The sequence below is a fragment of the Cupriavidus sp. OTU4054 genome (genome assembly GCF_038440175.1).
In the GTDB taxonomy this organism is placed as follows: Bacteria; Pseudomonadota; Gammaproteobacteria; order Burkholderiales; family Burkholderiaceae; genus Cupriavidus; species Cupriavidus pauculus_D.
In genome coordinates, this window is the sequence record NZ_JASATF010000005.1 from 102,240 (window position 1) to 126,370 (window position 24,131).

The window sequence follows — 24,131 nt, forward strand, 5'->3', positions numbered from 1 at the left end:
CGATACGTTGACGTACTGGACCCTTTGCAGTCTTGTGCAATGCACAAGCGCTGACGAAGCGCACCCGCTGGTTTGCGTTATGTATACTTGCGGGCAAAATCGCGGGCCGCCAGTCGCCTCCCGCGCCAATTTGTTTCAAGTTATGTCTGTCTTTGACGTATTTTGCGCGTCATTCGGACGCTTTTTGCGCAACAACGCGCGTCAACAATGACCCAGCCTTCCCCGTCCGTCCCCCATGCTCCCGTCGTGCAGAACGTCTGGGAGACCGAACTCGACGCGACCCCCGGCACGCTGGCATCGGGCGAAACGATCCTGGCCGGACTGAGGCTGGATCTCGACGAGCGGCTGCATTTTACCCAAGGGTGGGTGATTGTCACCGATCGCCGCGTGATCGCCCGCGCGCCCGGTGAAACGGCCGTTTCGGCCTGGCCGATCTCGGCCGACCTCACGCTGACCCATATCGACCATGCCGGTGTCGGCACGCTCGAGCTCGTCAACGGTGCCGGCCGGCTCGCCCGGTGGCGCTATACGCTTGGTTACAATCCCGACGCGCTGCGGCTGGCCGACCAGTTCGACGCGCGCCGCGACCTGCTGGCCACGGGCCATGCGCCGGCCGCGAGCGACGACGATATCTGCCCGAGCTGCAAGGCGCCGCTGCCGCCGGGCGAGGACGAATGCCCGCAGTGCAGCCGCGATCTGGAGACGCCGCCCTCCACGTGGGCGCTGCTCCGGCTGTGGCGCTTTGCGCGCCCCTATCGCTTCGAGCTGCTGGCCGGCTTTCTGCTGACGCTGATCGGCACGGCCGCCACGCTCGTGCCGCCGTACCTGACCATGCCGCTCATGGACAAGGTGCTGATTCCGTTCCAGAACGGCGTGCCCATCGACTACGGCCTCGTCACGATGTACCTGGCGGGCCTGCTCGGCGCGGCGCTCACCGCATGGGGGCTCGGCTGGGCGCGCACCTACCTGCTTGCGCGCGTGTCCGAGCGCATCGGCGCGGACCTGCGCACGACCACGTACGAACACCTGCTCAAGCTGTCGCTCGAATATTTCGGCGGCAAGCGCACGGGCGACCTGATGGCGCGCATCGGCTCGGAGAGCGATCGCATCTGCGTCTTCCTGTCGCTGCACCTGCTCGACTTCGCCACCGATGTGCTGATGATCGCGATGACCGCGATCATCCTGATCTCGATCAACCCCTGGCTGGCGCTCGTCACGCTGGTGCCGCTGCCGTTCATCGCGTGGATGATCCATCTGGTGCGCGACCGCCTGCGCCATGGGTTCGAGAAGATCGACCGCATCTGGTCCGAGATCACCAACGTGCTGGCCGACACGATTCCCGGCATCCGCGTGGTCAAGGCGTTCGCGCAGGAGAAGCGCGAGGTCGAACGCTTCCGCGAGGCCAACAAGCACAACCTCGCGGTCAACGATCGCGTGAACGCGGTGTGGTCGCTGTTCACGCCGACCGTCACGCTGCTGACCGAAGTGGGCCTGCTCGTGGTGTGGATCTTCGGCATCTGGCAGGTGTCGCGCAGTGCGATCACGGTGGGCGTGCTGGTCGCGTTCCTCACGTACATCAGCCGCTTCTACACGCGCCTCGATTCGATGAGCCGCATCGTCTCGGTCACGCAGAAGGCGGCCGCCGGCGCCAAGCGGATCTTCGACATCCTCGATCACGTGTCGAGCGTGCCGGAGCCCACGCGGCCCCAGCATCTGGAGAACGTGAAGGGCGCGATCGAGATGCGCGACCTCGGCTTCCGCTACGGCAACCGCGCGGTCATTCGCGGGCTGGACCTGTCGATCTCGCCGGGCGAGATGATCGGCCTCGTGGGACACAGCGGCTCGGGCAAGAGCACGCTCGTCAATCTGATCTGCCGCTTCTACGATGTGTCCGAAGGCGCCATTCGCGTGGACGGCATCGATATCCGCTCGCTGCCCGTCTCCGAATACCGCCGCCATATCGGCCTCGTGCTGCAGGAGCCGTTCCTGTTCTTCGGCACGATTGCCGACAACATCGCCTACGGCAAGCCCAATGCCACGCGCGAGGAAATCGTCGCGGCCGCGCGCGCCGCGCATGCGCACGAGTTCATTCTCCGCCTGCCGCATGGGTACGACTCGCTCGTCGGCGAACGCGGGCAGGCGCTGTCCGGCGGCGAGCGCCAGCGCATTTCCATCGCGCGCGCGCTGCTGATCGACCCGCGCATCCTGATCCTCGACGAGGCGACGTCGTCGGTCGATACCGCGACGGAGAAGGAAATCCAGAAGGCGCTCGACAACCTCGTGAAGGGACGCACGACGATCGCCATCGCGCACCGGCTCTCCACGCTGCGCAAGGCCGATCGCCTCGTGGTCATGGATCGCGGGCAGATCGTGGAAGTGGGCAGCCACGACGAGCTGATGCCGAAGGAGGGCGCGTACTACAAGCTATACCAGGCGCAGTTGCGCAATGTGGATGGCGAGGACGATGCGATCGGCGGCGGCAGCGAAGGCACGACGGGCGAGCGTCCCGTGGTGTCCGAGGCGGCCGCGGCACAGTGACATGACGACTATGCAGAACAACGACTTCACCCTCACGCGTAACCAGTTTGGCCGTCTGGTCATGACCATGGCGGACGGCACCACGCACGAAGGCGTGATCCCCGTGCGCGCGTTTCCGATCGCCGCGCCCGACGATGGCTTCGGCATGGTCAGCACCGATGGGCGCGAACTCGCATGGATTCCGCGGCTGGACGTGCTCGCGGCGAACGAGCGCGAACTGATCGAGCGCGAACTCGCCAGCCGCGAGTTCATGCCCGAGATCCAGCGCATCATCGGGGTCTCGACGTATGCCACGCCGAGCATCTGGACCGTGCGCACCGATCGTGGCGAGACCACGCTGGTGCTGCGCGGGGAAGAAGATATCCGCCGGCTGTCGGGGGGCACGCTGCTGATCTCCGACAACCACGGCATTCACTACCTCATTCGCGATCTGTTCGCGCTCGACAAACCGAGCCGCAAGATTCTCGATCGCTTCCTGTAGGCCACCGGGGCCCGAGGCCCGTGGCCCTTCGCATCAGTGCAGGACGCGCGGCGACGGGCCATCGTCGCCGCCTTCTTCCTCGGCGTCGCCATCGTCCCCGTCGTCGCCATCCTCGGCGTCTTCCGTATCCTCGTCCCAGTCCTCGTGCAGCACGGGTGTGTCCGCCGCGAGGTCCCACACCATCGAATGCACGCGCACCGTGAACCATTCGCGGAACATCGCGAGCGTCAGCTGCCGGGGCCACAGCGCATCGGTGAACCACTCGCCGAGCATCAGTTCGAAGAACGAGCGCCAGCGTGCCTCGACCCACTTGACCGTGGACTCGACGTCGTCCGCGAACTCGGGCGGCACCAGAAAGACGGTCTCGTCCTCGCGCACGGCTTCCAAAGTGAGCGTTTCAATCGGGTCGGGATCGACCGCCAGGATCCAGTCGAGGAACGGTTGCTCGGGGACGAGCATGACGGCGGCGCGATTGATGGAAAAACGAGGGTGGTCGTGCATGATCTCAGGCCGCAGGGCGAATTCAGGGGTCTATTGTAGCCGCGCGCCGATACCCGGGAAGCAACGAGCGTTCTGTTGTGCAGAGCAAAAGTCATGAATGGCTGTTGCGTGCGCAGAACGGTTCGCGATACGTGCCTTTTTGGTGGGATCGTGCCGCGCTTATAATGGCCCGGCGCTTTTTCCGGGTGTGAGGGTCACAGTAACCGGCATGCAGCATCGATGCCGGACCGGGGAGAGACGCGGGCTGGCGCGGAACAAGCATGCGAACCATCGCACACCGACGCCTCGCCAGGCCACGGGTATGACGTGAATAACAAAAAGCGAGGTCAGTATGAGTTTCAAATTGACGGGTGTCGCCCTGGCATCGGTATCGGTTCTCCTGCTTTCGGCATGCGCGGACATGCAGATGGGCGCGAAGGATGCCAAGACCGTTGCCACCGGTTCCGCCGCAGGCAGCACCACGCAGAACGCGAACACCGGACTCCAGCGCTGCGACGCACCGCTCGGCACCGTTTCCATCATCGAGGACACCTCCGCTCCCTGGTACGGCATCCTCACCGGGCAATACAAGCTCGGCAGCACGGTTCCCGTGCTCAAGCTCCTGGTCCAGCAATCGAACTGCTTCGTCGTGGTCGATCGCGGCCGCGGCCTCGACGCCGCGATGTCGGAGCGCGCGCTCAACCAGACCGGTGAACTGCGCAAGACGTCGAAGATGCAGAAGGGCCAGATGGTGGCGGCCGACTATACCGTCAGCCCGACCATCACGTTCGCCGCCAACGACACCGGTGGCGGCGGTGCTTCGCTGCTCAACTATGTGCCGCACGTGGGCGGCATCCTCGCTGGCGTGGCCGGCAGCATGAAGAGCTCGGAAGCATCGACGCTGCTGACGCTCGTCGATAACCGTTCGAGCGTGCAGCTGGCTGCCGCCGAAGGCTCGGCCAAGAACATCGACTACGGCATGCTGGCCGTGTTCGCCAGCGACAACTCGCGCGGTCGCGCGGGTGCGTACTCGAACACGCCGCAAGGCAAGGTCGTCGTAGCGGCATTCACCGACTCGCTCAACAACCTCGTTGCGGCCGTCAAGCAGTACAAGGCCCAGAACGTGAAGGGCGGCCTCGGCGCCGGCGGTCAGCTGAAGGTCAACTGATCTTCCTGCCCGCATCCTCTGCCGTGCGCACGCGCGGCGGAGGATGCCAGCTGAATACGGGACGATTACAATCACGGCATGCGTCGATTTCTCAAGCCGTGGTTCCGTTCGTACGCTGTGTCCATGCTGGCCGCGGTCCTCTTTCCCGTTGCAGCGCACGCTGCGGGTGACCCCGCGGCGGGCGAGCGCGTGTTCGCGAGCAAATGCGCGCAGTGCCATCGCGTGGGCCCCAGCGCGCGCGGGGGCTTTGGTCCGCAGCTCAACGGCCTGATCGGCCGGCAGGCGGGCAGCGTGAGCGAATACCGCTATTCCGACGCCATGAAATCCGCCGGCTTCGCCTGGAACGAAGACCGCCTGCGCGCGTTCGTCAAGTCGCCGGGCAAGGTCGTGCCCGGCAACAAGATGCTCTTCTGGGGCATGCGCGACGACAAGGACATCGACGACCTGCTCGCGTATCTGCGCACGTTCCCATAGCGCGCATCCCCGCGTGAATCACCCGCGCGGCTTCAGCAGATCCGCGAGGCCGACATTGCGGAACAACTCTGCCCGCACGCGATCGGCTACGCCATTGACGATTTCCGCGCCATCCTGCGACGGATCCACATGCACGCGGAACGGCCGCTTGCCATGCGGCAGGCCCACCACGCGCACGATCTCGCGCGCGACGTCCTCGGGGTCCGCATCGGCGGGCTCCAGACTTGCGAGCCCCTTCAGGGCCTGCTCGGCCACGCCCGCGTACGGACCGTCCTCGTACTCGGCCACGATCCGCGTGTCGGCCGGCTTGCCCGAGTGCGCGAAGTGGTTGGTGCCCTGGGTGAAGGCACCCGGCACCATGATCGTGGTCTCGATGCCCCAGCGCGACAGTTCCGAGGCGTACGACACGGCCAGCGCATCCATGGCCGCCTTGGCCGCGAAGTAGGGCGCGAGAAACGGCGGCGTGCCGCCGCGCGTCGATGACGACCCCACCCACAGCAGCAGCGCCTTGCCCTGCTTGCGCAGATACGGCAGTGCCGCGCGATTGACGCGCTGCGCGCCAAGCACGTTGACGTCGTACTGCTGGATCATCTGCTCCGGCGTGAAGGCCTCGGCGGGGCCGAACACCATATGCCCCGCGTTATGCACGATCACGTCGAGCCGGCCTGCATCGTCGAGCACCTTCGCGATGGCGGCGGCCACGGAAGCCTCCGATTGCACGTCGAGTTCGATCGCGCGCAGGTCGGCGTCGTGGTTCTCGGACCATTGGGCGATCTCGGCCACGCGCGTCGCGTTGCGGCCCGCGGTTTCGCGCATCGAGGCATACACGGTATGGCCGGCCTTCGCCAGCGCCCTGGCGGTCATGAGGCCGAAGCCCGACGATGCGCCGGTAACGAGGATGGTGTGGGACATGATGGTTCTCCAGTGAGTGGGAAGTTGCGTGCACGAGGAACGGTTCACTGCGCGGCAGGGGCCGGCGCCGCGTCCTGCGCGATGGCCCGATACAAGGAACGCCCCGCGTCAAGGTGCCGCCCGAACGCAAAACCCCGCGCGACCATGTCGTCCATCTCGGCGCGCGCGATATGCATGACGTAGCTGTGCTCGGTGGCCACGAGCGCGAACGGCTGCGCCGCGAGCAGGTCCTGGTCGAACCATTTGCCCGGATCGGCGTGGCGGCTCGACACCGCGTGGTCGCCCACGCGCAGCGTCCAGCCACCGTCGAGCAGCACCCAGTAGCCGTCGCTGTCGCCGGGTTGCCGGCTGCTGGCGATCGTGCCGCCGGTCCGCACCTCCCATTCGCGGGAATGGGCGATGACCCAGCGCAGCTGATCGGTCTCGAGCGAGGTGAAGAACGGCGTATGCCGCAGCAGATGCAGATAGGTGATGGATGGCGTCATGGCGGGTCTCGTCGGTTTCGGGTTGGCGTGAACCCATTCTGGACTGTTCAACCGGAAAGATAATCGCTGGTATATTGCGATCACAATTCCATTTGCTTTAACTATCGGATGGACCGGTTTCGAGGGGGGAAACCATGGATCGCTTCAAGGAAATGCAGGTGTTCGTGCGCATCGCGGACCGCAACAGCTTCACGCTGGCAGCCGAGGATCTCCAGATCCCGCGCGCGACGGTGACCAACCTGATCAAGCGGCTGGAACAGCGAATCGGCGCACGGCTCCTCGAACGTACGACGCGCCAGGTCCGCCTCACGCACGATGGCGAGGCGTACTACTACCGCTGCGTGCGGCTGCTGACGGATCTGGAAGAAACGGAGAGCGCATTCCGCGACGCCCCGCCGAAGGGTTTGCTGCGCGTGAACCTGCAGGGCACGCTGGCGCGGCATTTCGTCATGCCCGCGCTCGGGGATTTCATGAACCAGTACCCCGATATCACGCTGCGCGTGAGCGAGGACGACAGACTGGTGGACCTCGTCCGGGAAGGCATCGACTGCGTGCTGCGCGCGGGCGTCTTGCGCGACTCGTCCCTGATCGGAAGACAGGTCGCGCAGATGCCGCAGGTCACGGTGGCGAGCCCAGCCTACCTGAAAGCGCACGGCATCCCGAAAACGCTCGACGACCTGAGCGCGCACCTCATGGTCAGCTACCTGTCTAGCGCCACAGGCCGCCCCGCGACCCTCGACTTCACGGTGGGCAAGGAGGTCGTCGAACGCCGCCTCGACGCCCGCATCGCGGTCACGGGCGCCGACCTCTACACGGGCGCGGCACTATCGGGCCTCGGCCTGATCCAGGTCCCGCGTTACCGCATCACGAACGAACTGGCCGAGGGCAACCTCCGCATCGTCCTCCCCAATCATCCACCCCCACCCATGCCGGTCTCGGTCCTCTATCCCCAAAACCGCCAACTGTCGGCACGCGTGCGGGTATTCGCGCAATGGCTCGCGCAACGCTTTACCGACGCGGGGTGAATGCTGGCGCCGGGGGAGGGGCGGCGGTAATGCAATCGCATTGACATGGTAAGGCGATCGCATTACCATCCTCCATATCTGCACCTCATGCCCCCGAGAGAACCATGCCCGCCACCATCGAAGTTGAATCCACGCTGACCGATCGCTACCAAACCACGGTACCGGAAACGGTCCGGCGCGCGCTCGGACTCGGCAAGCGGGACAAGATCCACTACAGCATCCGCGCCAGCGGCGAAGTCGTCCTGACGCGCGCGGAGGCCTCCGAAGGCGAAGACCCCGTGCTCGAGCAATTTCTCAGTTTCCTGGAACGCGACATCGCAAGCCACCCCCAACGTGTTCGTCCGGTGGACGCAGCATTCGTGGCGCGTTTGCAATCGCTCGCAGGTGGCGTCAAGGTCGACCTCGATGCGCCGCTGTCGGAAGACGATGAATGAAGCAAGGCAGTTCTACCGCATTCGTCGTCCATGGCTGGACCGTCTACGCGCATCCGCTATTCGTCGCGCAGATTGAAGCGCTGGCAAAGCATGTCGATTCGCTGAAGCGAAAAGACCCGACGGGCTACGTAAAAAAGAACGCGACGAAGCGTCTGGCCGCCGTCACGGCGCTCGCGTTCGACATCATCCCGCAGGATCCAACCCGCGCGGAATATCGGCAGGGTGGCACGCTAGGCGCGGAACGCAAGCACTGGTTCCGGGCCAAGTTTTTCCAGCAATACCGATTGTTCTTCCGTTATCACGCAGCCAGCAGGATCATCGTGTTCGCATGGGTCAACGACGACGACACGAAGCGCGCCTACGAGAGTAGCGACGATGCGTATCGGGTGTTCCGCAAGATGCTGGAAAGCGGTCATCCGCCCGATGATTGGGATCAACTGCTGAGCGAGGCCTGCAGCGGAGGACATCGTCTGCAGGAGATCGATGCGGCGATCAGAAATTGATCGAAGACGGTGGAAAAAGGTCCCGGAAGTTTTTTATTGAAAAACCCCAGAAACTTTCATTTCTGGGGTTTTTGTTACTTCGCTGTGATATTCAGTCTGGGGAAACTGAAATCAATATCTGGTGGTGGGATGGTAACCGGTCCCAAACCGCGTTGAAAGTACGCAAAACCGGGGTCTTGGCAAGTTGCGGATTGCTGCGGATTTCAGCAAAAAGTGGGACTTGACAGGCCGATTTCAGGGACGTTTCTGCGGTTTTCATCGCCAGCCGGTCGCCATTGAGGGCACCTCAACTTTGCGGATGGCGTGCCCAGTTCAATTCCCGTTTACGGAATCGAACCAGCGTCCGTAGACACGTCGAGGACGCCTTGCAGCCAGCGACCAAAATCGCACCCAACTACACCCATTCCAGGAGCGAGCGCCTGCTCTTGCACTTTTCCCGTGCGGTGAATACAGAGCGCAATCGACGCACCTTGTGCGGCGAATGACTTGCACTTACGGAGAATGCGGCCCATAATCTCCGCATGAACAGCGGCGATTACACCTGCATCTGGCAGGTCAGCGACTGGCCAAGTTGGGGCTACGACCTGGCTGCCCTGGTCCAGTCGTTGGCCGACGTCAGCCGCGCCCAGGGTCTGTTGATGGGACGACTGGCCGATGTTGGCATGGCTCTGCGCGACCAGGCCAGCCTGTCGGCGCTCACCGAGGACGTCATCAAGACCAGCGAGATCGAGGGCGAGCAGCTCAACTTCGAGTCTGTGCGCTCCTCCATCGCCCGTCGCCTCGGCGTCGACATCGGTGCCCTGGCCCCGGTGGACCGTCACGTCGAAGGCGTGGTCGAGATGGTGCTCGACGCCACCGCCAACTGCAACGCACCTATCACTCGGGACCGTTTGTTCGGGTGGCACGCCGCCTTATTCCCCACTGGTTATTCGGGCCTGGTTCGGATCAACGTGGGCGGTTGGCGCGACGATGCCACCGGTCCGATGCAGGTGGTCTCTGGACCGCTGGGGCGCCAACGCGTGCATTTCGAGGCGCCGCCGGCCGACCGGCTGGAGTCGGAAACTGCCCGCTTTCTGGCCTGGGCCAATAGCGCATCGACCGAGCCACCGCTGATCAAGGCCGGGCTCGCGCACCTGTGGTTTGTCACCCTGCACCCGTTCGATGATGGCAACGGCCGCATCGCGCGCGCAGTCGGCGACCTCTTCCTTGCACGCGCAGATGGCAGCCCCCAGCGCTTCTACAGCCTGTCGGCGCAGATCCAGCGCGAGCGCAAGGCTTACTACGACATCCTGGAGCGCACCCAAAAAGCATCACTGGATGTCACCGAGTGGCTCGCGTGGTTCCTCGCCACGCTGCATCGCGCCGTCGACCAGGCACAGCACACCCTCGACGCCGTGCTGGTCAAGACCCGGTTCTGGCAGCGCTGGGCTGCACCCGGTTCAGCACCGCTGAACGAGCGACAGGTGAAGCTGGTCAACCGGTTGCTCGATGGCTTCGAGGGCAAGCTCACCAGCAGCAAGTGGGCTGCAATCGCCAAATGCTCGCCGGACACCGCCCTGCGCGACATCACGGATCTTCTGGCCCGAGGTGTCCTGCGCAAATCAGACGCGGGTGGACGCAGCACCAGCTACGAGCTCAACGACGCATCGAAGTAAGACGACCTTCGAGGAATGGCCTTGGCTTGCTGGCGGAACAGCGCCTTCATGGACTCCTGCCAACTCATTCGCAAGGAGACCAAAATGGAAGTCATTCATTTCAATCAGCGCCAGCTCACCGCCCGTTGGGACATCAGCGAGGCGACTCTTGAACGCTGGCGCAGCGAGGGCATCGGCCCCAAGTTCCTGAAGCTCTGCGGCCGCGTCCTCTACCGGCAGGTCGACATCGAAGCCTTCGAGGAGTCATGCCTGGCGACGTCGACCAGAACCCTTGCGGCACCAGTCAGGGTCGGCTGAGGAGTGTTCCGTTTCGTCGGCATTTATCGACAAGTGACGACATTTCGGAACACGCATCCCTGGTCGACGGTCAGGCCGCCAAGAACGCGCTTGAAACGCTCGGCCATCGTGTTCGTCGCCAGTTCGATTCCGAATTGCCAATCGAACCCGCGTCCGCAACGACAGGGCTGGTTTCACTGATTCACCGCTTCCTTGAACGCAGCGCACGTTGCCGCACGCCCCACGATGACCAGCAGTGACTTCGCGCGGCTCATCCCTACGTACAGCAGCTCTTGCCGCTGTGACAACTCGATGGTATCCAAGCCCCACAAGATCACGATCGGCGATTCGAGACCCTTGAACCGTTGGATGGTGTCGATCAGGACCGTGGTCTTCCCTCTGACTCCCTCCTCAAGCCAAGTTGCTGGCTTCGGCAACGGAAGCCTTCGTAAGGCCGCGTAGTACTCGGCCTTGTGCAAGGCATCGGCCACCAGTACCGTGATGTCGCCGGGCGCGACACCCTGTCTCGCAACAAGGTCGACGATGCGGGCATTGATCTTGGCCGCCTGTGGGTCTCGACTTGGCGACTCGTCAAACTGAACGTCATCACCCTGAATGTCAGGCGGACTCACTGGAACGCCCTTGTAGTGCTTGTAGGCGGCTTCGTGAATCGGCGCCGTGTTGCGGCAATTCGTGGTCAACGAGAACGGCTCGTCGCGGATGGGGAAAGTCCCTGCGCGGGCATACAGGTTCTGGTTGTCGTCGTAGAACACGTACAGCGGGCTGCTGTCATAGTCGGTCAGTAGCAGCTCGAGCGGAACCCAGAACTCCTCGCGGAAGTCCTGGCCCTCATCACAGACGATGGCGTCGTACCGATCCGGGAGAATTTCGAGGGAGTATCCGAGCGCGTTGGGTAGTTGCACCTCGTAGAGATCCTTGCCCGGGTAGGTGACCTTGGCTTCGGAAACCAGGTCCCGCCCAGATGCACGATTGGCTCTCTCAACCTGCCGGTGGCACAGTTGATGGAAGCTCATCACATCAAGATTTGGTGTGCCCGCGCAAAGACTTGATAGGTGGTCCGCGAGCTGCCGGTTGTAGCAAGTCAGCAGCGTTCGGAACCCCTCGGATGCAAGGCGACGTGCTTTTTCAAGTGCCAAGACCGTCTTGCCCGTTCCTGCGCCACCGCTCACGGCAACTCTGCGGTGGGAGCGCAAGAAATCGAGCACGCGAATCTGGTCCTTGGTGAGAACCAGCCGACGCGCCTCCTGGTCGGCCAACTGCGACGATATCAGCGGCGCGACCACGAAAGAGCGCGCGAACACCTCGCGAAGGACATCAACGCCGCGCCTGCCCAAGGGAGTGAATCCCGATGCATCGTTACCCCAATAGGCAAAGACCGCATCGATCCACGCCTTCGGATCTTGAAGATCCTTCGCGCAGCCGACCAGGGTCGGCGGCATGTCGGGCCGACTCAGGGCATTCGCATCCCCGACATCAGGGAAGAACACCGCATGGCCTCTGAGGACGTTGGCGAGCGAGAGATCCCGCCAACGCTGGTGTTCATTCAGCTTGGATCGAATCGAATACTTGGCCTTCAGCGCCTGGTTGACGGGGTTGTTGATCGCATGCTTTTGAAGGTGGCGATCGACGGAAAACCAGTCCCCGCTGCTGGAGTCGAACCCGACGCCGCCACCCTTGACTTCGATGCACACGTACCCGAGATCCGGGTGACAGACGACGAAGTCGGTTTCGCCATCCTTGGCTTGCTCTTCCTCGCGGCGCAAGATCCAACCGACCTGAAAGAAGACGACAAAGTCGCGGGGAAGACCATCCCTCAACGCTCTGTAGACCTTTGCCTCCGCCAGGGATGGCAAGTCCGCCAGCTGGGCATCGGTCAGTTCAGGAATGATCGTTGTCATCGTCTTCCTCAACCACGGTCATCGTCTGCAGATTCAACGTGACCGTGCGCCGACCGCTGGTCACAAACTCGATGGACATCACCCGCGTCAAGCCTCGCAGCTCCAACGATTCGATCTGTCCGAAACCGAAATGCTGGTGCTTCACTCTGGCGCCGGCGATGAAGGCAAGCGCGGGGTCGGCACGTTCATCGGCGACTGCATCCCGCCAGTTGCCGTCGAACATGAACGACGTCACCTGCGTGGCAGGACTGCGGATAGGATGAACACGTATGTGTTCAGGATCGGAAACAAACTCGACCACGTACAGCCAGTAGCGATCGCCGTAGTCCTGTGCGTTACTGAACTGCAGCCTGGACAAGCCCACGCCCGTCTGGTTCCACTCCCCGTTGACCCCCTTCACTTCGATGAACCGGTCTTCGCCTGTCAGCGGGTTTCGGCTGATGATGTCGTAACCAGGATGGGTTTGGGCCATCTGTTCCGCGACGCGCCCCCGAGCCTTTTCATAGGCGCATACGGCGGCGCGGGCCACCACCTCAACAGCCAGGTTGTGCTCGGATGGGCCTTCCTGCTCGTCGGCATCGGCAGATTCCTCTTGCTTCTTTCGAACATAGGAAAGTAGTCGTCGATCCCACTGCTCCTTGTGCTTTGGACGTGGCTTCTTGGCGCGCTTGTCGCCAGTCGACGAACCTGTGCTGTGACCGCGCCCAGTAGCCTGGTCACCATCTGGCGCATCCTTCTCTCGTGCGCCCTTAGACCCGGTTCCAGATTGCCCTTGATCGGGCGGCGGCACATCCTTGGGAGGAGCTTTCGGCTCACCTGTCGGCCGATTCGTACCAGGCCGATCCGGTGTGCGTTCTCCACCTTTGGGCGCGTCGGCTGGTGCGGTATCCGGTTTGCTCTCTGGCTGGTAGCCGGGGTCGGTCGTGCTCCCCATGTCGTCCAAAGCCGACGAGGTCAAGTCATCTGCCTGTCCGCTTGCGCTTTCAGCATCCAGGTACGGGATGCCTGCATCGGTCAGTTCTCGGTGAGCCTCATCGACAGGCATGCTCATCAGCGGTCGAACGCTGAGGGTCAGTTTCGAGATCTCGCTTCCAGACTCTTCTGGCATCAACTGGTGGAAGATGGCATTCAGGACGTGGGGCCAGCTGCGATCTCCCACCGGTCGCGCCAAGATCAGCTGGCGTTTGTCGATGTCATAGAAGGCGTGTGCTGCCGAGGGTGGAGCCGAAGCCCAATCCCCGCCAACGTGCACGGACGCTTGAATGCGCACGAGCTCGTAGCTGATGGCGGCCAGCTCTGAAAGCGCCTTCCGCACCTTTTGTTTGACCGGCGTCGGTTTGTCGTGGAGCAATCGCGCAAGGATGTCGATCCGCTCCATCAGCTTTTCGGCAAGCTGCGGTTCCTCAGTCTTTTGTCCATCAACGAACTCAAGCGCGACCTCAGCGCTCTCACTGAGCCGCCTGACCCCGACCTTCTCAATGAACGGCCACAGCTCGGGGGCAGGTTTGCAAAGCGCCCGATCAAGCTCCCCATTGAAGAAACCTGCGTGCCACTCGCTGTCCTGAAGAAGCACTTCGTCAGGATGCGTGGGCTGCCCCATGAGGTTCAATATCGTTGGTGCCTCTTGCAACCTTCGAATGTCTGGGGCACCGATCTCCTCACGCTCGTCTGCTGCCGACACGCCCATCAAGCAGGCGTCGTACACCGATCGATCCGCCCCTGCGACGGGCTTCGACTGCTCGAAGTACTCGCCGACGATGTCCAACAGGATGTCGACGTAGTCTCGGCCCTCGGGTGCGTTCTTCACTCCGATTGCGGTGAACAGCGGCTTAAACGCCTCAAGATTGCCTGGAATGGTGAATGCGTAGCGCCCGAGCTGCTGGGGCGACCAGTAAAGCTGATTCGGGCGGACAAAGCTCTTCTGACTCTCGACATAGATGCAACGAGAGCCAGCCAATGTCGAGATCAGGGGATCGGAACGCTGCGCCCGCTCGTTCAGCACCTGGTAGGTTGAAACGTGAGGCTGAGCGCCGGTCTTCACGCAGTACTGCAAATGGTCGATCACCAGCCTCGTTTCCGGATTGATGGTGACGTCCAGATCTTCCAGTAGCTCCGTTTTCAGGCGTGCCGTGTTTCTGAAATCGAGGATGTTGGCCTGCGACCTGAATGCCTCGGCGCGGTATGGCGCGTACAGATCGCCACCAGAGTGCCAGTTCTCCATATCGCCTTCAGCTGGGAAGCACGCCACCCCACGGAGGCTGTTGATCGCACCCTGGAAGAACGGCTTCTCACTCCACTCCTCGTAGTGGTCACAAAGGACGTAGAAGGCATCGCCGCTGGCGCGCTTTGCATCTTCCGTCGGCAGGTACTTCTCTGCGATGAAGAGCATCCGCTCCACCAGGTGCTGCGCGAGGGGTGATCGACGAATTCCAAGGCTGTCAATGAAGGTGTGGACAGACCGGGCGTTCGGCACCCGACTGGCATCGAGCCAAAGGTGCGTTGCATCGCCGAGCACCTTCACCAAATCATCGGTGCGCCTGTAGATGTTGGTAGGTTGCGACCAACGCCCGTCCTGCGTCGGTACGATTGGGAGTGCCCCCAACAGCCGGCGAATGTTCTCGTCATTCACGAGCGCCGGGTGGCTGGCCAGTTCACTGATCAGGCGAGTGTACTTCTGCGCATCCAGCGGCCCGTCATCATTGAAGAACCTCGGCAGCACGTTCTGTACGAATGCCTCGATTGTCTGCGTCTGAACGCCAAGCTTGCTTGACACAAACTCCCTGGCGGAATCAGTCAGGACGGACGTTTCAAGGAGGTCGGCCTGTCCGGTGGGATCGGTGAAGTTGCCAGGCAGGAGTGCTTGGGTCGCTTTGATCAGGCCTCGACTTGAGAGCCAGATCGGTAGGTTCCGAAGTGCCTGATGCACCGCCTTCTCGACATTGCCCTGGCGTTCCAGGTCCGCGAACATCGCATACAGGTCCCGCAACTCTTGCTGTTCAACACCGATGACATCTTCGACGGGATCGGTGGTGCACATCGAGCTGATGTGATTAACAACAGCGCCGAGCTCAAGCTGTCGGATCAGTCGCGCAATCTTCGGGAATCCGAGAATCTGATGCGCTGCAATGGCCATCCTTGGCAGCAACGACGCGACCCGACCGGCGTCCAGCGCGGCAGGCGCCGCATGGGATTGATTGATCGTGACGGCGTACAGATCTTCCGTGACGACAAAGGGGATGGCCAGCAGTCGCTGAATGGCCGCCTTCGTTGTTGGGTTTGGCGAGACTGCATCTGGCAGCAGATCATTGACCATCCCCCAAAGCGGCCGATAGAAGCTCTCCAGTCCCTCCTTCTCGATCTGCATCGCTCCTGACGCCTGCTGCGCCATTGCTTGCTCGAGAAGGGTCACGAGGCGTTCAAACGTCAGGATAGGGGCACCCAGCTGATTGATGGCCGTCCTGAACTGACGCAGATCTTCTACAATGACTCGGCCGCCGATTTCCTGCAGAGCATTCACCTGAGCCGGGTTCAGAGCCTTGTCAGGGAAGAAGACGCCACTGGGACACTGGACACTTCCATCCTGAGCGAGGGCAATTCGTGCCTTGCTGGCCGTGGCCAGCAAACGTTCCCAAAATCGCTTGAAGCAAGTCGGGTGGTTCGATGGCTTCGACAGTTCAAACGCCCGCGCCAGGATCTGCCAGAGCTGGACGTCTCCGAGCATCTTCAACAGGCTCTCCGGGTCTCGCGCAAGCTCGGCCGCTGCTGCGTCGATGAGCATTTCGTTCCACGCCTGCTCGTGTTGATGCCCAGCGAAGATGACCGCCTTTCGATCCGACTCTGGAAAGAAGTCCGCATTGATGTGCATCGGCAATCCGGTCGACTGCTCGGTGGGCAAGAACGCGTAAAGCACCCCCTCTGTCAGGGGCTCGGGATCGATCCGCAACCCGATGCTGATCTTGGTACCACGACCGAGGGACTCAAGGCGGGGATGCGAGGCATATAGCTGCGCTGCAGCCTCCGCAGCGTCGGCCCGCAAGATGTGCCATTGCTCGACCTCGCCGCTCGGACGGAAACTGACGATCAAGTCAGACCCATCGCCACGATCCAGGTCACAGGCCAACAGCAGCTCGCCATTTCGCCGGACTTCCGCAGTCCGGACGTGCCGGAGGAACAACAAGCTCTTTCGAAGGACCGTCTGAAAATCCTCGACGAGCTGATCGATGTGAGCGGCGCTGACGTGCGACACCCCAAGCGCAAGTCGAGCTTCGGTGTTCGGGTCCTCCGCCCAAGGCAAGAAGAACGTGGTGCCTTCGGGTTGCTTGAATGGTTCGATGAACCACTGTCCTTCTTCGGGGTGAAGCGTCAGCTTGACACCAGAGGACCGGATCTCCGGGTGGTCCGTGACCTGATACGTTGAGACGAAGCCGATGCCGAAGCGACCGATATTCTCGCCACGAGAAAGCTTCCCCCCGCTGCCAACATCCGCGATTCGGTGGTAGTCGCAGCTGTAGTTGTTGCTGGCGATGAAGCTGCAAGGCCGCGTGTGTAGATCACCGCAGTATGTGAACTTGCCGTTGTTGACGACAAGAAGGCCCCGGTCGGTGATGTCGAAGACAACCGCCTCTGCTTTGGCGTCATCCGCGTTCTGGATGAGCTCGAGGGCCATGACGTCGTAGCCCTGCAGCCCTGCCAGGTGGCTCCGGATGTTTCCAAGCAGGTTCGCGGTGTACGAGCCGCTTCTGCGGGTTTGGGTTTGCTGATCCATTCTAGTTCCGAGCCTTTTCCCTGACTGGGCCGTTCTATTTCAAGCGCATTGTTCTTGTTCAGTCCGTCGCCCAAAGCTGGTCGTTGTCCTGCGTCGCGGCCCAGAAGTCGTCAAACAGCGCCAGCTTGGCTTCGCGCACCGTCGGGTAGGTCTTCGGGCCGAACCGGTCGCCAATCTTGTAGCCCCAGCGCCCCGTCTTCGTCGGGTACACCACCAGGTTGCGACCATCGACGTTCAAGAAGCTGTTGCCTTTGGCCGAGACCCGCCACTTGCGGTGGAGCCAGCGAGTGCGACGAGATGCGCGATTCCTAAGTCGCGCCTCGCGGCGCTTGGGACCGTCGTAGTCATCGCTCATCTTCTCCGCGCACACACAGCCAACGTCCAACGCTTCTTCCACATCGGGGTGCTCCATGATGTGGACGTACCGGATCTTCTCGTTTCCGCACATCTGGCAGGTCGCGTAGTCGGTGTCGTCAGCAGGCTCGCCGTCGGCCCGAAGGTCGACGACGTCCACGCAGTGCCACCCCTTGTGGGGCACGCCCGGCTGATCCCAACGGCTTCCACTCATGGTCGAGCTCCTTCGGGTCAGTCCAGTTCGGTATGGCGCGCGTACAGTTCGTCGAAAACGGACTCAAGTGGGGCGTGAACGCCCCTGACGCCCGCGACCACCTTCGCTGCCCAGTCGAAGTACGCCTGTTTGCGTTCCGCCGGCCAATCGGTGGGCGGTGAAGCCAGGATGTCCCGCAGGTTGCAGATCTTGTCGGCCAACTTCACCAGCTTGGCCTCGGGAGAGATATGTCGCGCATGCTCGATCTGGCGCTGTTTGCGGACATGCTTCTCCAGCGATTTGTCGTCGGTCACCTCCAACACGATGCTGGCGACCGCCTTGCCGAACATGTCTTCGAGCTCGGCGGCGGACGTCTCGGTGTCCTCAATCGTGTCGTGCAGCAGGGCAGCGCAGAGCACGCTCGGATCGGACACGTTGCCTTCGTTAGCGAGCACCTTGGCCAGGGCGATCGGGTGGTTGATGTAAGGCGATGCGTCCGCGTCCTTGCGTCGCTGATTCCGGTGCTTGTCTGCGGCGAAGGCGACTGCCTTGATAATCAAACCTGCGGACCCAGTTGTGCCGTCCATAGAGCCATCCCTTCAGGTGTCAAAATCCATCGTTGCGCAACCTCACACTAATCACAATGCGGCTGATCACGGATCATTAAGCAGTGATTGCCGCATTCTAGTGCATCCCATATACTATCGCAACAATGCGCACAAGCCATCATTTACCCAAAACGACCAGCCTGGATGTTTAACGAACAGCTCGTAGACCTGACCCAACCACAGCGCGACCGGCTCGCCTTTGTCGAGCTGCGTGTGCGCTTCATCGGGGAGATCCGCCGCCAGGACTTGGTGTCGCGATTTGGCATCCAGTCGGCTGCGGCAACGAGGGATCTCGCTCTCTACAAGGAGTTGGCGCCTGGCAACATCGACTATGACTCCAAAGGCAAGGCTTACGTCATCGGTGATGCATTCCAGCCAGTGTTTGACTTCCCGGCGGAGCGTGTGTTGGCCTGGCTGTCCCAGGGTTTTGGGGACGGCGAACCGACGAAGATCAAGGCTTGGGTCGCCAGCGAGATTCCTTCGCGGCTGTCGCAGCCGGACCTTGATGTGCTGGCCGCAGTGACGCGTGCAATCCATTGGGAGTGTCCCCTCCGAGTGGCATATCACTCGGTGTCGAGCGGCGCGACGGAGCGCGAGATCGTGCCATTTGCGTTGATCGACAACGGCCTGCGCTGGCACGCTCGGGCGTTCGACCGACGCAGCGGCGATTTCCGGGACTTTGTCATTACCCGAATGAAATCCCCTGTGATCCTGAAAAGTGGCGAGGTTCTACCTTCGGAGAAGAGCGACCAGGACATCCAGTGGACGCGGATTGTCGAGGTCGAATTGGTGCCTCACCCGGATCAGCCGCGCCCCGAGATCACTGAGATGGACTACGGGATGTCGGATGGGCTGTTGAAACTGAGACTTCGCGCTGCCACTGCGGGCTACATCCTGCGTAAGTGGAGTGTCGACTGTTCATCGGATCACAGGCTCCGGGGTCCCGAGTATCGCTTATGGCTCAAAGATCATCTGGCGCTGTACGGGGTAAAGAACGCAGTTCTTGCCCCCGGATACTCCAGTAACGCTGAGGCTCAGCCGACAGATTGATGAAAAGGACTGAGATCAGAGTGAGTCAAGAATTTCAAAACAACAAGCAAGATCGGTACGGCTTCAGCTACGAGCGAGGTGGGGTCCACACAGCCCGGACCATGATGCTTGCCGAGCTGCAAGCGCTGCTGTCCTATGTCGAAAAAGCTGACGCCCCCAAAGCCGAGTTCCTTGAAGCAATACAAACTGCCAATTGCCTGGGCAAGCGGTCAGGCAAGACGCGGGCGCTGACCTATCGGCACCTTGTCGATCTCTACGCTCTCGACCCAAGTCTCATGCTTTTCCGCGCCTTGCGCTTCTTTTGGCAGCGCGACATCGATGGGCAGCCACTGTTGGCGGCCCTGTGCGCTTATTCACGCGACCCGATTTTTCGAGCAACAGCCTCCTTCGTTCTTGAGTTCCAGGAAGGGGCCACCGTCACCCGTGAGGCGATGGAAGAGTTCATCGATGCGCAAGAGCCGGGGCGCTTCAGCAAGGCCACGCTCAAGTCCACAGCGCAGAACATCAACTCGTCCTGGACCCAATCTGGTCATCTCGCTGGCCGCGTCCGCAAGGTGCGGGCCCGTGCTGTGGCGACGCCAGGCGCGGTGTCGTTGGCACTGCTTCTGGGCTACGTCAGCGGCCTGCGCGGCGAGTCGCTGCTCAAGAGCGACTTCACCCGGATGCTCGACTGCTCATTTGAAAAGACGATCGAGTTGGCCGAGGACGCCTCGCGCCGGGGCTGGATCTCGCTCAAGCGCGTCGGCCAGGTGGTCGAGGTGCTCTTCCCGAACCTGATCACCGCGCAGGAAATGGAGTGGCTCCGTGAGCAGAATTAAGCGATTGACCCAGTCCTACAGCAAGTACGTAGCTGTCCCATGGCGCGATGATGCCGCCGCCGCTCAGCGCGTCATCTTCTGCGTGTATCACGAGACGGAAGAACTGCGCCTACGGGCCAAAGTTGACGAGTTTGAGATCGCCACCCGTGCGGCGGGCCATGACTGGGCCTTGTTCGACCTGACGGATTCGTTCCCGAACTGGCTGGCGTCCCAGCGTTACGCCAAGAGCTACTTCCAAAAGCCCAACCTGCTGTCGACGCTCTTGCCTAAGTACCTCAGCTACATCGAAGCCGAGTTCGAGACCTTCCTGCAGGACAAGAGCGTCAGCGAGGAGTTTGTCGTGGCGCTCCAGGGCGTCGGCTCTCTGTTCGGCTTCCTGAAGGTTAAAGAGGTGGTGGACAAGCTTGCGCCCAAGGTGAAGGGCCGCCTGCTGGTGTTCTTTCCCGGCAGCTACGAAGACAACAACTACCGCTTGCTGGACGGGTACGACGGCTGGAACTACCTGGCCGTGCCGATCACCGCAGACAAAGAATTCTGATTAAGGGGAAAACATGCTCAATCGCGACATCTACCAAAAGGACCCGTCGACCCGCAAGCTGGTCAACGAGGGCGTGGCCAGCGTCAACGACGAAAAGACCAACCAGGCGCTCTCCGTCCTGCGGTATGAGCTCGAAACCTTCGTTTGCGATGGCCAGTACGAAAAAGGCCTGGAACACATCCTCGACGTCTATCTGAAGAACATCGAGCAGGCCGAACAGCCCGCCGTGTGGGTCAGCGGCTTCTACGGCTCGGGCAAATCGCACCTGGTCAAGATGCTGCGGGCGCTTTGGGTAGACAGCGCATTTGACGACGGCGCCACCGCACGCGGCATTGCCACCTTGCCTCAAGGCGTAAGCGATCAATTCAAGGAGCTCACCACCCAGGCCAAACGCCATGGCGGCCTGCACGCGGCGTCTGGCACGCTGGGCTCCAGCTCGCGCGACAAGTCCGTGCGCATGGCCTTGCTGGGCATCCTCTTCAAGTCGGTCGGCTTGCCAGAGCAGTACCCGGTGGCGCGCTTTGTCATGTGGCTACAGCATGAAGGCATCTACGACGCGGTGCGGGGCCACGTCGAGAAGAGCGGCTTCGACTGGAACGAAGAGCTTGACAACTTTTACGTGGCCGAGGGCCTGCACGAAGCCCTGGTCAAAGCCAAGCCCAACCTGTTCACGTCGCCAGCGTCTTGCGTCGAGACCCTGAACAACCTGTACCCCTATGTGCAGGACGTCTCCAGTGGCGACATGCTCAAGGCCATTCGCCAAGCGCTGACCCGCGACGGCAAGTTCCCGCTGACCCTGGTGGTGCTCGACGAGGTCCAGCAGTACATCGGCGAAGACAGCCAGCGCTCCATCGATGTGCAGGAAGTGGTCGAAGCCTGCTGCAAAAATATCGGCGCCAAGATGCTGTTCATCGGCACCGGCCAAACCGCTGTCACCGGCACCTCCAACCTCAAGAAGCTCGAAGGCCGCTTCACCGTCCGCGTTGAGTTGTCCGACGCCGACGTCGACGCCGTGATCCGCCAGGTCATCCTGGCCAAAAAGCCTGAGGCCAAGGCACCGGTTGAAAAGGTGATGCAGACCAACCTAGGTGAGATCTCGCGTCACCTGGCCGGCACCACCATCGGGCATCGCGCCGACGACATTCAATTCTTCCCGCAGGACTATCCCATCCTGCCGGTGCGCCGGCGCTTTTGGGAGAACACCCTGCGCGTGCTGGACCAGACAGGCACCGACAGTCAGTTGCGCAACCAGCTCTCAATGATTCACAAGGTCATCCAGACCAATGTGGATGCGCCGGTCGGCAGCGTAGTGCCAGCGGACTATCTCTACTTCGATGCCGCCGACAAGCTGCTCCAGTCGCGCATCCTGCCGCGCAAGGTGCATGAGAAGACCATGGTCTGGGCCAAGGGCACCGACGACCAGCGTCTGATGGGCCGCGCCTGCGGCCTGGTGTTCCTGATCAACAAGCTGGCCAGCAGCAACAACGAAATTGGCATTCGCGCCACTGTGGACACCCTGGCCGACCTGTTAGTGGAAGACCTCACCCAAGGCTCGAGCGCACTGCGCAGCAAGCTCCCGAGCCTGCTCGACAAGTGCGAGCTGCTGATGAAGGTGGGTGACGAGTACCGCATCCAGACCGAAGAAAGCGCCGCCTGGAACGACGAGTTCCTCAGCCAACGCAACAGCCTGGCCAACGAAGCCCACCGCGTGGACGCGGAGCGCGACGATCGCATCCGCCGCCGCTTCGGCGAGATGGTGCGCAAGCTGTCGCTCACCCAAGGCACGTCCAAGGTCACGCGCGACATCTTCCCGGTGTTCGATGCCCAATTGCCCGGTGACGCCAGCGAGAAAGTCTGCGTCTGGGTTCGCGATGGCTGGAGCATCGACGAAAACTCGGTGCGTGCCGATGCACGCCAGGCGGGCAACCAGTCGCCCACCGTGTTCGTGTTCATTCCCAAGCGCTCGGCCGACGACCTGCGCCACTACCTGATCGACTTCAAAGCCGCCAGCGCCACGCTGGACAAGCGCGGCGTGCCCAACACCGCCGAGGGCACCGAGGCCCGCTCGGCCATGGAGACCACCAAGCAAACCGCCGAAGGCAAGATCCGCGAACTGCTGCAAGAGGCCTTCTCTGGCGCACGCGTCTTCCAAGGCGGCGGCAATGAGATCCTGGGCACCGACCTGCAGGACATGACGCTCGACGCCGCAACCAACGCACTGCAGCGGCTCTACCCGCAGTTCCACATCGCCGACCACGCCGGTTGGCCCAAGGTCTACGAGAAGGCGCAGAAAGGGGCGCCAGATGCCCTCAAGAGCGTGGGCGACGAAGGCGAACCCGCCAAGAACCCGGTCTGCAAAGCCATCCTGGCCTTCATCGCCGGTGGCAAGAAGGGCATCGACATCCGCAAGAACTTCGAAGGCGCCACCTACGGCTGGCCGGGTGACGCGGTGGACGGCGGCTTGCAGGTGCTGCTGGTGGCCGGGCTGATCCGCGCCCAGGACGAAAAGGGCCAAACCATCGACCCGAAAGACCTGGAACGCAAGGTCATCGGCAAGACCATGTTCAAGGTGGAGTCGGCCACTGTTTCGGCGGCGCAGCGCATCCAGATCCGCAAGGTCCTGCAGAAGGCCGGCCTCACCGCCAAGCAAGGAGAAGAGCTGGCCTACGTGCCGCAGTTCCTGGTCAGCGCGCAGGAGTTGGCCAACCGCGCCGGGGGCGACGCCCCACGTCCGGCACGCCCGGAAACGAAGGGGCTGGAGGAAATCCGCCTCACCGCCGGCAACGAGCAACTGCTGGCCCTGTACAACCAACGCGACGAACTCAGCACCGCCATCGACACTTGGACGGATCTTGCAGAACGCATCGACAAGCGCCTGCCCGCCTGGAACACCCTCAAGCGCCTGTTGGCCCAGGCCAATGGTTTGTCGGATGCCGAAGTCCTAGTCGCGCAAGTCACCCACATCGAGCAACAACGCCAGCTGCTGGAAGAACCCGATCCGGTCACGTCGCTAGTGGCTAGCCTCACCCAGTTGCTGCGCGATGAGTTGAACCGCCTGCACGCCGACTACCAGACCCGCCACCAAAACGGCATGGCGCGCCTGGACGCCGACACCAACTGGCAGCAGTTGGAGCCGGAGCAGCGCAACAGCCTGCTCGCTGCCCAAAAGCTGACCCTCACCGATGCCCCCAAGGTGCAAGTGGCCAACACCGATGAGGTGCTGGCGACGGTCGATCGTCTGTCGCTGTCGTCGTTCGCCGACCGCGTGGCCGCCATCGACTCGCGATTTGACGCCGTGCTGGTGGCCGCCGCTGAGCTGATGGAGCCCAAGGCGCAGTTCGTCAAGCTGCCCAACCGCACTATCAAGACCGGCGAAGACATCGAGGCCTGGCTACAGGATGCCAAACAAACCATCGCACAGGCCCTGAAAAAAGGCCCGGTCATCCTTCACTGAG

20 protein-coding genes are annotated in these 24,131 nt (G+C 62.2%); 13 read left to right on the forward strand and 7 right to left on the reverse strand.

All coding sequences use genetic code 11. From position 1 onward, the window contains the following. Positions 1 to 207 precede the first annotated feature (207 nt). Positions 208 to 2,538 (forward strand): cyanophycin metabolism-associated ABC transporter, encoded by a 2,331-nt coding sequence (locus AAHB16_RS08335; protein WP_342050602.1) that lies wholly within the window; start codon positions 208 to 210, stop codon positions 2,536 to 2,538. A 10-nt stretch (positions 2,539 to 2,548) separates the two neighbouring features. Beyond that, positions 2,549 to 3,019: a cyanophycin metabolism-associated DUF1854 family protein gene (locus tag AAHB16_RS08340; RefSeq protein ID WP_342050681.1), complete on the forward strand. Its 471-nt coding sequence runs from the start codon at positions 2,549 to 2,551 to the stop codon at positions 3,017 to 3,019. A gap of 33 nt (positions 3,020 to 3,052) precedes the next feature. Here AAHB16_RS08340 and AAHB16_RS08345 read toward each other — a convergent pair whose 3' ends face one another. After that, positions 3,053 to 3,520 carry a hypothetical protein gene (locus tag AAHB16_RS08345; RefSeq protein ID WP_223851387.1) on the reverse strand — a complete coding sequence of 156 codons (468 nt, stop codon included), beginning with the start codon at positions 3,518 to 3,520 and terminating at the stop codon, positions 3,053 to 3,055. 331 nt (positions 3,521 to 3,851) lie between these two features. Here AAHB16_RS08345 and AAHB16_RS08350 point away from each other — a divergent pair, with 331 nt between their 5' ends. Both AAHB16_RS08350 and AAHB16_RS08355 read left to right on the forward strand, forming a co-directional pair. Then, a complete protein-coding gene (locus AAHB16_RS08350) occupies positions 3,852 to 4,667 on the forward strand; it encodes a CsgG/HfaB family protein (protein ID WP_150370961.1) in 816 nt (271 codons plus the stop codon). Between the two features lie 123 nt (positions 4,668 to 4,790). Continuing rightward, positions 4,791 to 5,141, forward strand: a complete 351-nt coding sequence (locus AAHB16_RS08355; RefSeq protein ID WP_150373706.1) for a c-type cytochrome — start codon at positions 4,791 to 4,793, stop codon at positions 5,139 to 5,141. 18 nt (positions 5,142 to 5,159) lie between these two features. On the opposite strand, the gene AAHB16_RS08360 is transcribed toward AAHB16_RS08355, so the two are convergent. Continuing rightward, a complete protein-coding gene (locus AAHB16_RS08360; protein WP_342050603.1) occupies positions 5,160 to 6,053 on the reverse strand; it encodes an SDR family oxidoreductase in 894 nt (297 codons plus the stop codon). Positions 6,054 to 6,097: 44 nt separating this feature from the next. Continuing rightward, positions 6,098 to 6,538 (reverse strand): hypothetical protein, encoded by a 441-nt coding sequence (locus AAHB16_RS08365; protein WP_342050604.1) that lies wholly within the window; start codon positions 6,536 to 6,538, stop codon positions 6,098 to 6,100. A gap of 134 nt (positions 6,539 to 6,672) precedes the next feature. On the opposite strand from AAHB16_RS08365, the gene AAHB16_RS08370 reads away from it, so the two are divergent. From AAHB16_RS08370 to AAHB16_RS08390, 5 genes are all read left to right on the forward strand, one after another. After that, positions 6,673 to 7,563, forward strand: a complete 891-nt coding sequence (locus tag AAHB16_RS08370; protein WP_342050605.1) for a LysR family transcriptional regulator — start codon at positions 6,673 to 6,675, stop codon at positions 7,561 to 7,563. Positions 7,564 to 7,667: 104 nt separating this feature from the next. Then, complete coding sequence (locus tag AAHB16_RS08375; RefSeq protein WP_150370965.1) at positions 7,668 to 7,997, forward strand: type II toxin-antitoxin system PrlF family antitoxin; 330 nt, start codon at positions 7,668 to 7,670, stop codon at positions 7,995 to 7,997. Next, entirely contained in the window at positions 7,994 to 8,500 is a 507-nt protein-coding gene (locus tag AAHB16_RS08380) for a type II toxin-antitoxin system YhaV family toxin (RefSeq protein ID WP_150370966.1), read from the forward strand. The genes AAHB16_RS08375 and AAHB16_RS08380 overlap by 4 nt, the downstream gene beginning before the upstream one ends. Before the next feature lie 521 nt (positions 8,501 to 9,021). After that, positions 9,022 to 10,155 carry a DUF4172 domain-containing protein gene (locus AAHB16_RS08385; RefSeq protein ID WP_047835789.1) on the forward strand — a complete coding sequence of 378 codons (1,134 nt, stop codon included), beginning with the start codon at positions 9,022 to 9,024 and terminating at the stop codon, positions 10,153 to 10,155. 84 nt (positions 10,156 to 10,239) lie between these two features. Continuing rightward, positions 10,240 to 10,452: a helix-turn-helix transcriptional regulator gene (locus tag AAHB16_RS08390; RefSeq protein ID WP_342050606.1), complete on the forward strand. Its 213-nt coding sequence runs from the start codon at positions 10,240 to 10,242 to the stop codon at positions 10,450 to 10,452. Between the two features lie 173 nt (positions 10,453 to 10,625). Here the strand turns inward: AAHB16_RS08390 and AAHB16_RS08395 are convergent, their stop codons facing one another. Genes AAHB16_RS08395 through AAHB16_RS08410 form a run of 4 tightly spaced genes read right to left on the reverse strand, consistent with a single transcriptional unit; the run spans position 10,626 to position 18,249 of the window. After that, on the reverse strand, positions 10,626 to 12,350 hold the full coding sequence (locus AAHB16_RS08395) for a DEAD/DEAH box helicase (RefSeq protein WP_342050607.1): 1,725 nt from the start codon (positions 12,348 to 12,350) through the stop codon (positions 10,626 to 10,628). Then, the gene (locus tag AAHB16_RS08400) at positions 12,331 to 17,115 is read right to left on the reverse strand and encodes a DUF3883 domain-containing protein (RefSeq protein ID WP_342050608.1); all 4,785 of its coding nucleotides are present in this window, start codon (positions 17,113 to 17,115) and stop codon (positions 12,331 to 12,333) included. Before AAHB16_RS08400 ends, AAHB16_RS08395 begins: the two co-directional genes overlap by 20 nt. Before the next feature lie 58 nt (positions 17,116 to 17,173). After that, positions 17,174 to 17,683, reverse strand: a complete 510-nt coding sequence (locus AAHB16_RS08405) for a hypothetical protein (RefSeq protein ID WP_047835787.1) — start codon at positions 17,681 to 17,683, stop codon at positions 17,174 to 17,176. Positions 17,684 to 17,700: 17 nt separating this feature from the next. After that, on the reverse strand, positions 17,701 to 18,249 hold the full coding sequence (locus AAHB16_RS08410) for an HD domain-containing protein (RefSeq protein ID WP_047835786.1): 549 nt from the start codon (positions 18,247 to 18,249) through the stop codon (positions 17,701 to 17,703). Positions 18,250 to 18,414: 165 nt separating this feature from the next. Between AAHB16_RS08410 and AAHB16_RS08415 the strand changes: the two genes are divergently transcribed. The 4 genes from AAHB16_RS08415 to brxC all read left to right on the forward strand — a co-directional run bounded on the left by AAHB16_RS08415 (position 18,415) and on the right by brxC (position 24,130). Then, on the forward strand, positions 18,415 to 19,320 hold the full coding sequence (locus AAHB16_RS08415) for a WYL domain-containing protein (protein ID WP_047835785.1): 906 nt from the start codon (positions 18,415 to 18,417) through the stop codon (positions 19,318 to 19,320). A gap of 101 nt (positions 19,321 to 19,421) precedes the next feature. Next, positions 19,422 to 20,138 (forward strand): hypothetical protein, encoded by a 717-nt coding sequence (locus tag AAHB16_RS08420; RefSeq protein WP_342050609.1) that lies wholly within the window; start codon positions 19,422 to 19,424, stop codon positions 20,136 to 20,138. Continuing rightward, positions 20,125 to 20,676, forward strand: a complete 552-nt coding sequence (locus AAHB16_RS08425) for a BREX protein BrxB domain-containing protein (protein WP_047835783.1) — start codon at positions 20,125 to 20,127, stop codon at positions 20,674 to 20,676. The genes AAHB16_RS08420 and AAHB16_RS08425 overlap by 14 nt, the downstream gene beginning before the upstream one ends. A 13-nt stretch (positions 20,677 to 20,689) precedes the next feature. Continuing rightward, positions 20,690 to 24,130, forward strand: a complete 3,441-nt coding sequence (gene brxC, locus AAHB16_RS08430; protein ID WP_047835782.1) for a BREX system P-loop protein BrxC — start codon at positions 20,690 to 20,692, stop codon at positions 24,128 to 24,130. Position 24,131: the final 1 nt, after the last annotated feature.